The 13,000-nt window shown below is 61.8% G+C and carries 16 protein-coding genes; 8 read left to right on the top strand and 8 right to left on the bottom strand.

The window, feature by feature from the left end:
* Positions 1-38: 38 nt before the first annotated feature.
* The 3 genes from coxB to AC4QBL_RS01370 all read right to left on the bottom strand — a co-directional run bounded on the left by coxB (position 39) and on the right by AC4QBL_RS01370 (position 2,895).
* Positions 39-1,211 (bottom strand): cytochrome c oxidase subunit II, encoded by a 1,173-nt coding sequence (gene coxB / locus AC4QBL_RS01380; RefSeq protein WP_472906761.1) that lies wholly within the window; start codon positions 1,209-1,211, stop codon positions 39-41.
* Positions 1,212-1,345: 134 nt separating this feature from the next.
* Positions 1,346-1,723 (bottom strand): DUF2244 domain-containing protein, encoded by a 378-nt coding sequence (locus tag AC4QBL_RS01375; RefSeq protein WP_492131622.1) that lies wholly within the window; start codon positions 1,721-1,723, stop codon positions 1,346-1,348.
* 320 nt (positions 1,724-2,043) lie between these two features.
* Positions 2,044-2,895: a methyltransferase domain-containing protein gene (locus tag AC4QBL_RS01370; protein ID WP_472906852.1), complete on the bottom strand. Its 852-nt coding sequence runs from the start codon at positions 2,893-2,895 to the stop codon at positions 2,044-2,046.
* Between the two features lie 431 nt (positions 2,896-3,326).
* Between AC4QBL_RS01370 and AC4QBL_RS01365 the strand changes: the two genes are divergently transcribed.
* The 3 genes from AC4QBL_RS01365 (at position 3,327) to AC4QBL_RS01355 (ending at position 4,923) form a co-directional block, all read left to right on the top strand.
* Entirely contained in the window at positions 3,327-3,842 is a 516-nt protein-coding gene (locus AC4QBL_RS01365) for a ComF family protein (RefSeq protein WP_472906762.1), read from the top strand.
* A 135-nt stretch (positions 3,843-3,977) separates the two neighbouring features.
* Positions 3,978-4,451, top strand: coding sequence for a tRNA (uridine(34)/cytosine(34)/5-carboxymethylaminomethyluridine(34)-2'-O)-methyltransferase TrmL (gene trmL / locus AC4QBL_RS01360; protein WP_472906763.1), 474 nt, complete (start codon positions 3,978-3,980; stop codon positions 4,449-4,451).
* A gap of 148 nt (positions 4,452-4,599) precedes the next feature.
* A complete protein-coding gene (locus tag AC4QBL_RS01355; RefSeq protein WP_492131621.1) occupies positions 4,600-4,923 on the top strand; it encodes a hypothetical protein in 324 nt (107 codons plus the stop codon).
* A gap of 34 nt (positions 4,924-4,957) precedes the next feature.
* Here AC4QBL_RS01355 and AC4QBL_RS01350 read toward each other — a convergent pair whose 3' ends face one another.
* From AC4QBL_RS01350 to AC4QBL_RS01340, 3 genes are all read right to left on the bottom strand, one after another.
* Positions 4,958-5,413 (bottom strand): MaoC family dehydratase, encoded by a 456-nt coding sequence (locus AC4QBL_RS01350; RefSeq protein ID WP_472906765.1) that lies wholly within the window; start codon positions 5,411-5,413, stop codon positions 4,958-4,960.
* A gap of 88 nt (positions 5,414-5,501) precedes the next feature.
* On the bottom strand, positions 5,502-6,119 hold the full coding sequence (locus tag AC4QBL_RS01345) for a nucleotide-binding protein (RefSeq protein ID WP_472901355.1): 618 nt from the start codon (positions 6,117-6,119) through the stop codon (positions 5,502-5,504).
* Between the two features lie 55 nt (positions 6,120-6,174).
* On the bottom strand, positions 6,175-6,924 hold the full coding sequence (locus AC4QBL_RS01340) for a sulfite exporter TauE/SafE family protein (protein WP_472901356.1): 750 nt from the start codon (positions 6,922-6,924) through the stop codon (positions 6,175-6,177).
* Between the two features lie 17 nt (positions 6,925-6,941).
* Between AC4QBL_RS01340 and AC4QBL_RS01335 the strand changes: the two genes are divergently transcribed.
* Complete coding sequence (locus tag AC4QBL_RS01335; RefSeq protein WP_472901357.1) at positions 6,942-7,580, top strand: trimeric intracellular cation channel family protein; 639 nt, start codon at positions 6,942-6,944, stop codon at positions 7,578-7,580.
* A 51-nt stretch (positions 7,581-7,631) separates the two neighbouring features.
* Here AC4QBL_RS01335 and pcaF read toward each other — a convergent pair whose 3' ends face one another.
* The gene (gene pcaF, locus AC4QBL_RS01330; protein WP_472906766.1) at positions 7,632-8,834 is read right to left on the bottom strand and encodes a 3-oxoadipyl-CoA thiolase; all 1,203 of its coding nucleotides are present in this window, start codon (positions 8,832-8,834) and stop codon (positions 7,632-7,634) included.
* Between the two features lie 130 nt (positions 8,835-8,964).
* Here pcaF and AC4QBL_RS01325 point away from each other — a divergent pair, with 130 nt between their 5' ends.
* Positions 8,965-9,399, top strand: coding sequence for a DUF1841 family protein (locus tag AC4QBL_RS01325; protein ID WP_472901374.1), 435 nt, complete (start codon positions 8,965-8,967; stop codon positions 9,397-9,399).
* Between the two features lie 72 nt (positions 9,400-9,471).
* Here AC4QBL_RS01325 and AC4QBL_RS01320 read toward each other — a convergent pair whose 3' ends face one another.
* Positions 9,472-10,140 carry a c-type cytochrome gene (locus AC4QBL_RS01320; protein ID WP_472906767.1) on the bottom strand — a complete coding sequence of 223 codons (669 nt, stop codon included), beginning with the start codon at positions 10,138-10,140 and terminating at the stop codon, positions 9,472-9,474.
* A 160-nt stretch (positions 10,141-10,300) separates the two neighbouring features.
* On the opposite strand from AC4QBL_RS01320, the gene AC4QBL_RS01315 reads away from it, so the two are divergent.
* Genes AC4QBL_RS01315 through AC4QBL_RS01305 form a run of 3 tightly spaced genes read left to right on the top strand, consistent with a single transcriptional unit; the run spans position 10,301 to position 12,994 of the window.
* The gene (locus AC4QBL_RS01315; RefSeq protein WP_472906768.1) at positions 10,301-11,155 is read left to right on the top strand and encodes an AAA family ATPase; all 855 of its coding nucleotides are present in this window, start codon (positions 10,301-10,303) and stop codon (positions 11,153-11,155) included.
* 26 nt (positions 11,156-11,181) lie between these two features.
* Positions 11,182-11,796, top strand: coding sequence for a GNAT family N-acetyltransferase (locus tag AC4QBL_RS01310; protein WP_472906769.1), 615 nt, complete (start codon positions 11,182-11,184; stop codon positions 11,794-11,796).
* A gap of 10 nt (positions 11,797-11,806) precedes the next feature.
* Positions 11,807-12,994, top strand: a complete 1,188-nt coding sequence (locus AC4QBL_RS01305) for a vWA domain-containing protein (RefSeq protein WP_472901362.1) — start codon at positions 11,807-11,809, stop codon at positions 12,992-12,994.
* Positions 12,995-13,000: the final 6 nt, after the last annotated feature.

Below are 13,000 nucleotides of genomic sequence, written 5' to 3'. Positions count from 1 at the left end.
TCGATTCCTTTGAAGCTCAATAATTATCTGCAAACAGATCACTTGCGAGCGGCCACCACGTCGGCGGGCTGCACGATTTGCTCGGTTTTGTTGGACCAGGTGTTCTTGGCGTAGGTCATGACGGCTGCAAGCTCGGTATCAGACAGCTGCTTCCAGGCTGGCATGGCCCCTCCGCCCGCGCCGTTGAGCATGACTTCGATCATGAGTCCGTTGTTGGCATCGGTCACCAATGCCGAACCGTCCAGTGGCTTGATTGGGCCCGCGCCCTTGCCGTTGGCCTGATGGCAAGCAACGCAATTGGCGGCATACACCGACTCACCGCGCTTGACCATGTCGGTCAGTGCCCACACCTTGGATGGATCGTCTGCGGCGGCAGCCATGGCTTTTTGCTGCTCGCCAACCCAGGCGGTGTACTCCTCGGCCGAAACCACTTTGACATGGATAGGCATGTAGGCATGCTCTTTGCCGCACAACTCAGCACACTGGCCATAGAAATCGCCGGTTTTCTCGGCGCGGAACCAGGTGTCACGCACGAAGCCGGGGATGGCGTCTTGCTTGACGCCAAAGGCAGGCACCATCCAGGCGTGAATCACGTCGTTGGCGGTGGTGATGATGCGGACCTTTTTGCCCACAGGCACCACCATCGGATTGTCGACCTTGAGCAGGTAGTTGTCGGTGGGCGGCGGGTTGCCGCTGTTGGACATTTCGCGGTGGCTGCTGTCCAGCGTGGACAGGAAGCCAATGCCTTCGCCCTCACCCTTGATGTAGTCGTAGCCCCACTTCCACTGCATGCCCGTGGCCTTGATGGTCAGGTCGCTGTTGGTGGTGTCTTTCTGAGCCACCAGCACTTTGGTGGCAGGCAGGGCCATGCCAATCACAATCAGCAAAGGCACGATGGTCCAACCTAACTCGACCCAGATGGGCTCGGCCAGCTCTTGCGACTTGTGCCCCACCGACTTGCGGTGCTTCAAAATCGAATAGAACATGACGCCAAACACGATGACGAAGATGACGGCGCAAATGCCCATCATGAACCAGTGCAGCCAATGCTGCTCTTCGGCGATGCGGGTCACCGCAGGCGCGAAGTTGAGCTGATTCACAGCCGGACCGCCAGGCAGGTCATTGACCTGAGCGCCTGCCGTTGCCCACACACCCGCACCCAGCGCCAGTGCGGTACTTGCTGCGCGCAGCGTTGTCAGCCGTTTTCGCATGAAATCACCCGTTTTCTTCGTCGTACTCACTTTAAGCGCCTCAAATATAAGTATTGATTTATATCAATGCAGATTAGAACAAATTTTCTCAGGGCCGCCCACTCAGGGAATACCCAACCCCCACACCCTCGATCTCACACCCCGCTCAAAGCCTGCCGAATCTCGCGCGCCAGCACCGGCCGCAGTTCTGGCCGAAGGAAACGCCCAAGCTGTACAGAAGAACCGCCACTACGGACTTCAACCAGCTGACCTCGGGACAGCGGCTCAACGCGCACCCACTCCCTCACAAATTCGCTGCGCCTCACATGGCCTGCGGTCTCCAGCTCCACGATCAATCGACCGCCTTGCAGACTCACCCGCTCGCTGTCTGCAGCGTGGCGCGCGTACACCACAAAAGCGGTCGCAAGCGCAGCCAATTCCAACAACGCGAAAGGCAGCACAAGCACGGCACCCTGAAACCAGAAAAACACCGCCACCGCCAATGACAAGGCACCCAGAGCGCCGAACGTCATGGCGAGCTGAACAGGCGTCACCGAACAGTTGCGCTGCAAGGTCCAGTGCAAACCGTCTGCGGACTCCGTCGCCAGTCGAAAAGCTTTGCTGGTTTGACCCACCACCTACCACCAGTCGTGTTCTGAAACAGCCCCAGGGCGTTTCAGATGCGCAGGGAAAATACCCTGAAGGCTTTGATTTATGTCAATTGTAGCGGCCGCTCTCATGGGCTTCCCTGACAAAACCGCCACATCCGACTGGGACAAGGTGGCTTAGGTCACTTTTGACCTACTGAGGGTGGTTCGACGGCAGCTGGCGGCACGCCGGCAACCAAGCCCGTTCAGCGCCGCCCCGAGCGGAGCATGGCCCTCATGTCGTCCATGGAGACGGCCGTGGTTGCGTCCAACTTCACCCGCGGCGTGGGCTTGAAGGCGTGCCCGTAAATAATTTCCAGCGTCAGCAACAAGCGGCCGTCCTCCGAACGCGGGCACTCTGCCTCAATGGTTTCGCACAATGTGGCGCGCCAAGCACGCGAACGCAAGCCAGGAAAGCGGTGGGTATGCAGGTTTCTGCCGAGCAAGCGCAGGTCTTGCAGCATGGGCATTGCGCCGCTATAAGAGAGCGAAATGCGCTCCATGTCCATCACCGGCTCGGCGAATCCACTGTGCACGAGCATGTCGCCCCAATCGTGCATGTCGGTGAATGGGTGGGTAGGCTCAGGCCATCCCAGGCGGGCATACAGGGTGCGCAGCTCGCGCAATGTGTCCGGCCCGAGGCAGGAAAACATCAGAAACCCGTTGGTCTCAATGGCTTCATGCCAGCGCCTTAGCAACGCCAGCGGCATGGCTTCTGTGTGCAGCGCCATATTGGCCCACACCATGCCGACTCGGGTACCTTCACCCGCTGGCAGGGGTGACTTGCCGCGCAGCCAATGCTTGGGGTTCCACGACAGAGCCCGGGACTCGCGGGTGGCCTCCAAAGCCTCCGGCATTTGTGACGAGGCCACATGAACGGCAGCGCCGGGCAAGACCGCAAGAAGCTGCTCGTGGGCCCGCAAGCCCCCGTTGATCGGCTCCCAGTGCAGCCAGCTACCGGGTTTGTCGCGGAACCACTGAAGCCGCTCGACCATGCGCGAAGCCAGCTCCTCGTGGAGCCACGGGCTTTCGGCCCGGTGCTGAAGGCGCCAGCGCATAGCAGCCTGGGGGTCCAGGTGGGGGACGGCGGTTTCCGCCTCGGGCACGTTGTTCACAGGTGGGGTGGAGCTTGGTGCGCTTTCAGCGCCAGCCAAGATCGGTCCGGCGCGCAGCGGGTCAACGGAATCAGGACTTGCACACAGTCGCCAAGGCAAGTCGAAGCCTCTATGCATGGCATTTAAGCCATTGGCATGAGTATATTGGGACCATGTTCAACGTATGGCGACGGCTCTCAGAACACCTACCCAGCAGTTGCCAGGTGTGCGAGCGCTGGCCTGCGAAGCCTGTTTGCACCGCTTGCGCGGCGCGTTTTGCGGCACAGCGCCCCCGCTGCCGGGCTTGCGCCACGCCTTGGAACGCGTCGGCGGTGGCAGGGGAGTTTTGTGGCGCGTGCAGCACCCGCACCACGCCGAGGCTGGTGCAGTCTTGCGTGGCCGCGGTCGACTACGCCTACCCCTGGGACGGGCTGATTGCCCGCTTCAAGTTTCGAGGGGAACCCGGCTGGGCCCGCCCGATGGCCGAGTTGACGCTGCAAACCCCGGGCGCTTTGGTCTTGCTGCAGGCTTGTGACCTGGTGGTGCCGATACCGCTGACAACCGCACGCCTGGCCAGCCGTGGTTACAACCAGGCGTGGGAGCTCGTCAAAGCCCTGCGCGCGGCTGCACCCAGCGAGTTGGCCCAAAACGACGCACTGGCCGACGCCCTGGTGCGGCTGGGCGAGACACCAGACCAGCACAGCCTGTCGCGCGAACAGCGCCTGCGCAACCTGCAAGGCGCTTTTGCGGCGCATCCGCAGCACGCAGCACGCCTGGCAGGTGCCCGTGTGCTGCTGGTCGACGACGTCACCACCACCGGGGCCACCCTGCACAGTGCAGCACAGGCGCTGCTGCTGGCCGGCGTCCAGCAGGTCAGCGCCCTGGTGTTTGCGCGCACACCGCCCAATTGAAGACCTGCGCTGCAGAACATCGCAAAGCCCCCTTCAGCCCGTGAACCTGCAGGGTTATCATCGCGGCACTTGCAGGGAGAGCAACTAGACCAGTCACTGGCACGCTCCACTATCTGGCCACGCACGCCAGCAGCCATGTTCCATATCGTTCTTGTTGCGCCCGAAATACCGCCCAACACCGGGAACGTAATCCGGCTCAGTGCCAACACCGGTTGCACCTTGCACCTCATCGAGCCCCTGGGTTTTTCGATGGACGACAAGCACATGCGCCGAGCGGGCCTCGATTACCACGAGTACGCGCGCGTGCGCCGCCATGCCGACTGGGATGCGTTTTTGAGCGCCGAGACACCCAACCCAGACCGCCTGTTCGCCTTCACCACCCGCGGCAGCCACAGCGTGTTCGCCAACGCCTTTCAGCCCGGCGACTGGCTGGTCTTTGGCTCCGAAACGCAAGGCCTGCCGCAAGCCCTGCGCGAACGTTTCCCGTCGCAACAGCGCTTGCGCCTACCCATGGTGGAAGGACAACGCAGCCTGAACCTCTCGAATGCGGTGGCTGTGTCGGTGTTCGAAGCTTGGCGCCAGAATGGTTTTGAGGCCACAGCAACGTGAACCAGTTCACCCTTGCCATGGAGTGCCTACCCAACACAATGGACTGCCGCCTCTGCACAATGCAAATTCATATTTTTTTGCGCCGCCCGTCAAAAACTCCGGCCGCCGCACCGATTTCCGTGGCTCACCCGGCCGCCTGGAGACTGCATTGATCCCCTCCATCACCCGAATGTTCAAAGTTGCGTTCACACCGCGGCACCAGGCGCGCAAACCCGCGACGCTGAAAGACCTGGCGACCATCCGCAAGGCGCTGCTGCTGGGCCTGGAAGACTGCACCAGCGAGGGTGCTGCGCGCTTGCGCACCAAGGTGGCACAAGCCAAGACGCCCCAAGAGCTGTGGATGCTGCGCAACGACGCCTACCAGCTCATTTCTCAGCAGCACAACCAGTCGGTGGCTGCAGAACGCATCAACGACATGATCCATTTTTTTGAAGGCTGGCTCGACCCCAAGCAGATCGCCAGAATCAAATAAGGTTACCGCTTGCCCGGCCATCGGGCCGTGGCTTTCAGGGGTAGCGTCTCACCAGCGCTTCGGCCACACAGACCGGTTTTTCTGCGCCTTCGCGCTCCACCACCACCGACCAGATCATTTGCAGACCGCCATGCTCGATGGGCTCCGTGGCCAGCAGCGTCAGCCGCCCGCGCAAGCGGCTGCCCACCGGCACCGGCGCCGTGAAACGCACGCGGTTCAGACCGTAGTTGACCCCCATGCCTGACTGGCGAATCTCAAAAGACGACTCCAGAAACACCGGCAACAACGACAGCGTGAGGAAGCCGTGGGCAATCGGTGCGCCAAAAGGACCAGCGCGCGCCTTTTCCACATCCACGTGAATCCACTGGTGATCGCCCGTGGCTTGGGCAAACTGGTTGACCTGCTCTTGGGTGATGGTGAGCCAGTCGCTGACAGCCACTTCCTGGCCCACGCAAGCGGCCAGATCGGCCAAAGTTTCAAAGGTTTTCATGCGCTCGACTCTATAGAGCCGCGGCGCAGCGGACTGTCGGCACCGCGACAAACACGGCACCGGTCAAGGCATGGCCAAAGTCAGCAGCTCAGTTGTCCAGCCAGTCGCAAATAGCCCGCCATTGCTGCAAGTCTTTGTCCACCCGGCCGGGGGCCACATCAAACAGCGTCAAGCCCCGCGCCGCCAGATGGATGTAGTTTTGCGTGTCGCGCAAAAAGCCCAGCACCGGCAACCCCAGACCGCCCACAAACTCCTGCAACTTCTCGGCGGCAATGGTGCGGCCGTCCACACGCATCCCCACGATGCCGATCTTGGCTTTGTCAGCGTCGCGGAATTCGGCCACCTCGTCCAGAAAATCGCGGGTGGCGTAAATGTCAAAAATGCTGGGCTGCAAGGGCACCAGCACCTTGTCGGCCATGCGCATCACGTCTTTGAACCGCCAGCCATGCAAGCCCGCCGGGGTGTCCAGCACCACATGGGAGGTGTCTCGCGGGGGCCGGGCAATCAGGTCGTGCGAGACCGCCCAGGTCGCAATGGGACGTGCGGCGGGTGGACGCAGCTGCAACCACAGACGAGACGATTGCTGCCGGTCGGCATCGCCCAGCATCACGGCATGGCCCTGGCTCGCAAAGTAACCCGCCACGTTGGTGGACAGGGTGGACTTGCCCACGCCGCCCTTGGGATTGGCAACCACCACGATCGGCATAACGACCTCCTCGAATCTGAAGAATTTTGTCGATGTTAACGCCGGCTCCAGGCGCTCAGTGAAAGGCGTCCCACAGCAGTTTGACGCCGGTGAGCAACATGCCGGCGTACAGCATGCGGTAAAAAAGCAGCGGCTTGATGCGGTGTGCAATGCGCACCCCCACCCACACACCGATTGGCGCAAATGGCAACAAGGCCAGCGACGTGGTCATGTTGCGCACATCCAGCAGGCCCAGCCAGGCATACGGAATCCACTTGGCGAGATTGATGAAGAAAAAGAAAAAGGCCATGGTGCCGGTGAACTGCAAGGGCGACAGGCGCAGCGGAATCACATAGGCATTGATCGGCGGGCCACCCGCGTGGGCGATGAAACTGGTGAAGCCCGAGGTAAGCGTCAACAGGGCGCCCAGCCACTTGGGAGGCGGCGGGCTGTCGGGCCGCGGCGGGAACAACAGGCGCTGCGCAAGAAACAGCAAGGTGAAGCCCCCCACAATGCCGGCAACCACCCGTGCGTCGAGCACCTTGAACAGCAGCGCACCCACCACGATGCCGAGCAGCCCAAACGGGATCAGGAAGCGCAACAAGCGGCGGTCCACATTTTTCCGAAATGCGGCCATGCCCAGCAAGTCCATCAGCAGCAGCACCGGCATCAAAATGGCTGCGGCCTGGGGCACGGTCACGGCCAGCGCCATCATCGGCACGGCCAGAGAACCGAAGCCAGCGCCAAAACCGCTCTTGCTCACGCCCAGCAGCAGCACCGCAGGAATGGCCACGGCGTAGAAAAATGGGTCTGTGATCAAGGGCATGGGGTGACAATCTGGGGATGCAAAACGTTCAATTCTGGGGCGAAACCTTGCGCTTGCTGGTGGAGCTGGCGGGCACTGCGGCCTTTGCCTTGGCGGGCATCATGGAGGCCGCACGCAAACGCCTGGATGCCGTGGGCGTCTGTGTGGTGGGCTTTCTGACCGCCTTTGGCGGCGGTACGCTGCGTGACCTGCTGCTGGACCAGCGGCCTTTTTTCTGGGTGCGCCATGTGGAAATGTTGTGGGGCGTGCTGGCGCTGTGTGTGCTGGCCATGTTTTTTTTGCGCCAACGGCATTTTGACCTGACGGAACGCGCCATCCAGTGGCCCGACGCGCTGGGCCTGGGCCTTTTTGCCGCCACGGGTGTGCACCAGGCGCTGGTGCTGGAGCTGCCCGGCGTGGTGGCCGTGCTCATGGGCCTCATCACGGGGGTGTTTGGTGGCGTGCTGCGCGACGTGGTGTGCAACGAAATACCCACGGCGTTTCACGACCACCGGCCCTACGCCGTCTGCGCGTTTGCGGGCGGCTGGGTCTATGTGGGCCTGTGGCAGCTGGACGCGCCGGGCTGGCTGGCGCTAGTGGCCTGCGTGGCGGTCACGGCCGGCCTGCGGGGGCTGGCTATTTGGCGCAACTGGCAGCTGCCGGCCTGGCGGAAATAAGCCGCAAGCGCAGGCGCTCAGCACCCACGCTGGCACCCGCAGTCGTGTTTCTCAGACCCGCTCAATGATCAGCGCAATGCCCTGCCCCACGCCGATGCACATGGTGCACAGCGCGTAGCGTCCGCCTGTGGCGTGCAGGCGGTTCACCGCCGTGGTGGCTAGGCGCGCACCGCTGGCACCCAGCGGGTGGCCCAGCGCAATCGCACCACCCCAGGCGTTGACGCGCTCGTCGTCGTCCTGCAGGCCGAGCTGGCGCAGCACCGCCAAGCCTTGCGCAGCAAAGGCTTCGTTGAGTTCAATCACATCCAACTGCGCCAACGTCAGACCCGTGAGTGCCAGCACCTTTTGCGTGGCCGGCGCCGGGCCAATGCCCATGATGCGCGGCGCCACACCGGCGGTGGCCATGCCCACGATGCGGGCCTTGGGCGTCAGACCGTTCTTGCCTGCCGTGGCTTCGTCGGCCAGCAGCAGCGCACAGGCGCCGTCGTTCACACCGCTGGCGTTGCCTGCGGTCACGGTGCCATCCGGGCGCACCACCCCTTTGAGCTTGGCCAGCGTTTCCAACGTGGTGGCCCGGGGGTGTTCGTCGGTGTCCACCACCAGCGCATCGCCCTTTTTCTGGGGAATGGTCACCGAGCAGATTTCGCGCGCCAGGTGGCCCGCCTGGATGGCGGCCACGGCCTTCATCTGGCTGGACAGGGCCATGCGGTCTTGCGCTTCGCGCTCGATCTTGAATTCGGTGGCCACGTTTTCAGCCGTCTCGGGCATGGAGTCGACCCCGTACTGCGCCTTCATGAGTTTGTTGACGAAGCGCCAGCCAATGGTGGTGTCGTAGACCGCGTTGTTGCGGCTGAAAGCGGTCTCGGCTTTGGGCATCACAAACGGGGCGCGGCTCATGCTTTCCACGCCGCCAGCGATCATCAGGCCGGCTTCACCCGCCTTGATGGCGCGCGCCGCCGTGCCCACGGCGTCCAGGCCCGAACCGCACAGTCGGTTGATCGTGCCCCCGGGAACCTCCAGCGGCAGGCCGGCCAGCAAACTGCTCATGTGGGCCACGTTGCGGTTGTCCTCACCGGCCTGGTTGGCGCAGCCGTACAACACGTCGGTGATGGCGGCCCAGTCCACCTGCGGGTTGCGTGCCATGAGCGCGCGCAAGGGGATGGCACCCAGGTCATCGGTGCGCACGCTGGACAGTGCGCCGCCGTAGCGCCCAAACGGGGTGCGGATGGCGTCGCAGATGAAGGCTTGGGTCATGTGGTCTCCTGATGTAGATTTCATTGAGTCGAAAAAATATGCATTATCTTGCATGTTTTTCAGGCGATTCGCAAGCCATTGTGCCGCTGCCTGCGGCCCTGGCTCGTGTGTACGCGACAATCTGGGCATGCTGATTCAACCCTCTCAGGCCGATGTTCGCCGTTATTTTTGTGGCGTTTTCGCCAAGGCCCGCTCAGGGTCGCCACTGGATGCCATGGAAACACTGGTGAGCCAGTGGATTGACGAACACCCCGAATACCACGCTACCCTGGCAGACCTGGATGCAGCCCTGCGTGACATGGCAGTGGCTGACCCCAACCAGGAAAACCCCTTCCTGCACCTGTCCATGCACCTGTCCATCAGCGAGCAGTCCAGCATTGACCAGCCCCCAGGCATACGCCAGGCGGTGGAGCTGTTGGCTGCCCGCCGTGACGACCTGCACACCGCCCACCACGAGGTGATGGAATGCCTGGGCCGCATGATCTGGGAAAGCCAGCGCGCGGGCCGCCCGCCCGACGGTGAAGCCTACATCGAACAGGTGCGCCAAAGGGCCACGAAAGACTGATGGGTTGAAGCGTCGGGAAAGCAAAAAAGCCGCTCACTGAGCGGCTTTTTTGGTGGGGCACAGTGCCCAGAATCAGCGGAAGCGGGACTGAGGCACGATTGTCAGCTCGCCCTCAACCGAAGCCAGGTATTTGGCAATTTCACGCATTTCAGCGGTGGAATACTGCTTGGCGATGCCCGCCATGATGCCGTTGGAGCGACCCACCACGTTGTTGCCTTCCACCGTATACGACTTGAGCGCCACGAACAGATAGTCGGCATGCTGGCCACCCAGCTTGGGGTAGCTGGGGTCAATCGGCTTGCTGAAGTTCGCACCGTGGCAAGAGGCACAGGCACCCTTCTCAATCAGTGCGGCAGCAGCGGTGCTGGCGGTCCGAGGCACATCCGGGGCGGCCTTGCCGGCGTGTGACGCGTAAAAAGCGCCCAGGTCGGCCATGTCCTGCTCGCTCAGAGAACCCGCGATACCGCGCATGGACGGGTGCTTGCGGTCGCCTTTTTTGTAAGCAGCCAACGAAGCGGCAATGTACTGGGCGGTCTGGCCCGAGATCATCGGCACCTTATGGATTTCGGGGAAGCTGTTCTGGTAGCCCGGAATGCCATGGCATCCAATGCACATATCGGCTTTTTTCTGGCCTGCTTGTGCGTCACCGGTGACGCCCTGGGCATGGGCGGTCAATGCTGCTGCTGAAAGCGTCGCAGCGGCGACAAGGGTACGAATGATCGTGGGCAACAGTTGGTTCATTTTGCAAGCACAATGAGATGGACATTGATAAAAATCAATGGGCGATTATATAGACTCGATCATCACCGCTGACTTATTGATAACCCTGAGCTGCCACGCCGGGCCCGGCAGAACCCCCACCCGAGCCCCAGACTGTTGGCCGCCTACACGATGCCCCGCCATGAAATTCCAAGGTTCACAAAACTACGTTGCCACCCAGGACCTGATGCTGGCCGTCAACGCGGCCATCACGCTCAAGCGCCCGCTGCTCGTCAAGGGTGAGCCCGGCACCGGCAAGACCATGCTGGCCGAAGAGGTGGCGCAGGCGCTGGACATGCCGCTGCTGCAGTGGCACATCAAAAGCACCACCAAGGCGCAGCAGGGCCTGTACGAATACGACGCAGTGAGCCGGCTGCGCGACTCGCAAATGGCCGATGTCGATGGCGGTGAGCGCGTCAAAAACATCCACAACTACATCGTCAAAGGCGTGCTCTGGCAGGCCTTCACCGCCGACCAGCCGGTGGCGCTGCTGATCGACGAGATCGACAAGGCCGACATCGAGTTTCCCAACGATCTGTTGCGTGAACTCGACCGCATGGAGTTTTATTGCTACGAAACGCGCGAAATGGTGCGCGCCAAGCACCGGCCGCTGGTGTTCATCACCTCGAACAACGAAAAGGAACTGCCCGACGCGTTTTTGCGCCGCTGCTTTTTCCACTACATCAAGTTTCCCGACGCCGAAACGATGCAGCGCATCGTGGACGTGCACTTCCCCGACCTCAAAAAAGAACTGCTGGCCGCGGCCATGAAGACCTTTTTTGACGTGCGCAACCTGCCAGGCCTGAAGAAGAAGCCGTCCACCAGCGAGCTGCTGGACTGGCTCAAACTGCTGATGGCCGAAGACATTCCACTGGAAGCCCTGCAAAGTGCCGACAGCAAGGTGAGCATTCCACCGCTGGTGGGCGCCTTGCTCAAAAACGAGCAGGACACCACACTGTTTGAAAAGCTGGTGTTCATGAACCAGCGCAACCGCTGAACACCGGGCACTGAAAGCGTGTACGCATGAGCTTTGCCGACCCCGTGACCCTGCTGGGCGCTCACGCCTCGCTGGAGCCCCTTTCCATGGCGCACCATGACGACCTGTGCGAGGCCGTGCGTGATGGTGAACTGTGGAAGCTTTGGTACACCAGCATTCCGTCGCCCGACCTGATGGCGTGCGACATTGAAAACCGCCTGTCGTTGCAGGCCTCCGGCAGCATGCTGCCTTTTGCCGTGCTGGACACCGCCGGCAAGGCGGTGGGCATGACCACCTACATGCACATCGATGCGGCCAACCGGCGCCTGGAAATTGGCGCCACCTGGTACCGCCGGGCGGTGCAGCGCAGCGCCCTCAACACCGAATGCAAGACCTTGCTGCTGACGCACGCATTTGAAGAGCTGGATTGCATCGCGGTCGAGTTCCGCACCCATTTCATGAACCACCAGAGCCGCCGCGGCATTGAACGGCTGGGAGCCAAACTCGACGGCGTGCTGCGCAGCCACCAGATCAACCGCCACGCCGACGCACCGGGCACGCTGCGCGACACCTGTGTGTACAGCATCACCGCCACCGAGTGGCCCACGGTGAAGGCGCACCTGACGCACCAGCTCGCCAAACCCCGCACGGCTGTAGCCTGAGGAGACCGCCATGCTGATCGACTTTTTTTACACGCTGAGGGCGGCCAAGCTGCCTGTGTCGGTCAAGGAATACCTGACCTTGCTTGAAGCCATGGACGCCGACGTGGTGGGGCCGCGCAACCCCGACGCCTGCACCATGGACGACTTCTATTACCTGGCGCGCACCGCGCTGGTGAAGGACGAAAAGCATTTCGACAAATTCGACCGCGCCTTTGCCGCCTACTTCAAAGGCGTGGAGATGCTGGCCGACTTCACCAAGCCCATTCCGGCCGACTGGCTGCGCAAAGAAATTGAGCGCATCCTGTCGGACGAACAAAAAGCCAACGCGCCCAAGATGGACTGGGACGAGCTCATGGAGACGCTGAAAAAGCGGCTCGAAGAGCAGAAGGAGCGCCACGAAGGCGGCAGCAAGTGGATCGGCACCGGCGGTACTTCACCGTTTGGCCATGGGGGGTCCAACCCGCAGGGCATCCGCATTGGTGGAAAGGGTGGCAACAAAACCGCCGTGAAGGTGTGGGACCAGCGCGCTTACCGCGACTACGACGACACGCAAGAGCTGGGCACGCGCAACATCAAGGTGGCACTGCGCCGCCTGCGCAAGTTTGCACGCGAAGGCAACGACCTGGAACTGGACCTGCCCGACACCATCCGGTCCACCGCGGCCAACGCGGGCTGGCTCGACATCAAGATGATTCCCGAGCGGCACAACAACGTGAAGGTGTTGCTGTTGATGGACGTGGGCGGCACCATGGACGACCACATCCAGCGGGTCGAAGAACTCTTTTCAGCGGTGAAAAGCGAGTTCAAGCACCTGGAGTTTTATTACTTCCACAATTGCGTTTACGACTTCATGTGGAAGAACAACCGCCGCCGCTACGCCGAAAAATTCCCGACCTGGGACATTTTGCGAAAGTACAACAAGGACTACAAGCTGATCTTTGTGGGCGACGCGACCATGAGCCCGTATGAAATTTTGCAACCGGGCGGCAGCGTGGAATACAACAACGAGGAGGCCGGCGCCGAATGGCTGCAGCGGCTCACGCACACCTTTCCCAAATTTGCCTGGATCAACCCGGAACCCCAGGGCGTGTGGCAGTATCGACAGAGCATCAGCGTGATTCAACAGCTCATGGGCCAGCGCATGTATCCGCTGACCCTCAAGGGGCTGGAAGACGCCATGAGAATGCTGTCGAAATAAGCCCTT

It is taken from the genome of Hydrogenophaga sp. L99 (assembly GCF_058731905.1).
This window is presented reverse-complemented; position numbering and strand designations above follow the sequence as displayed.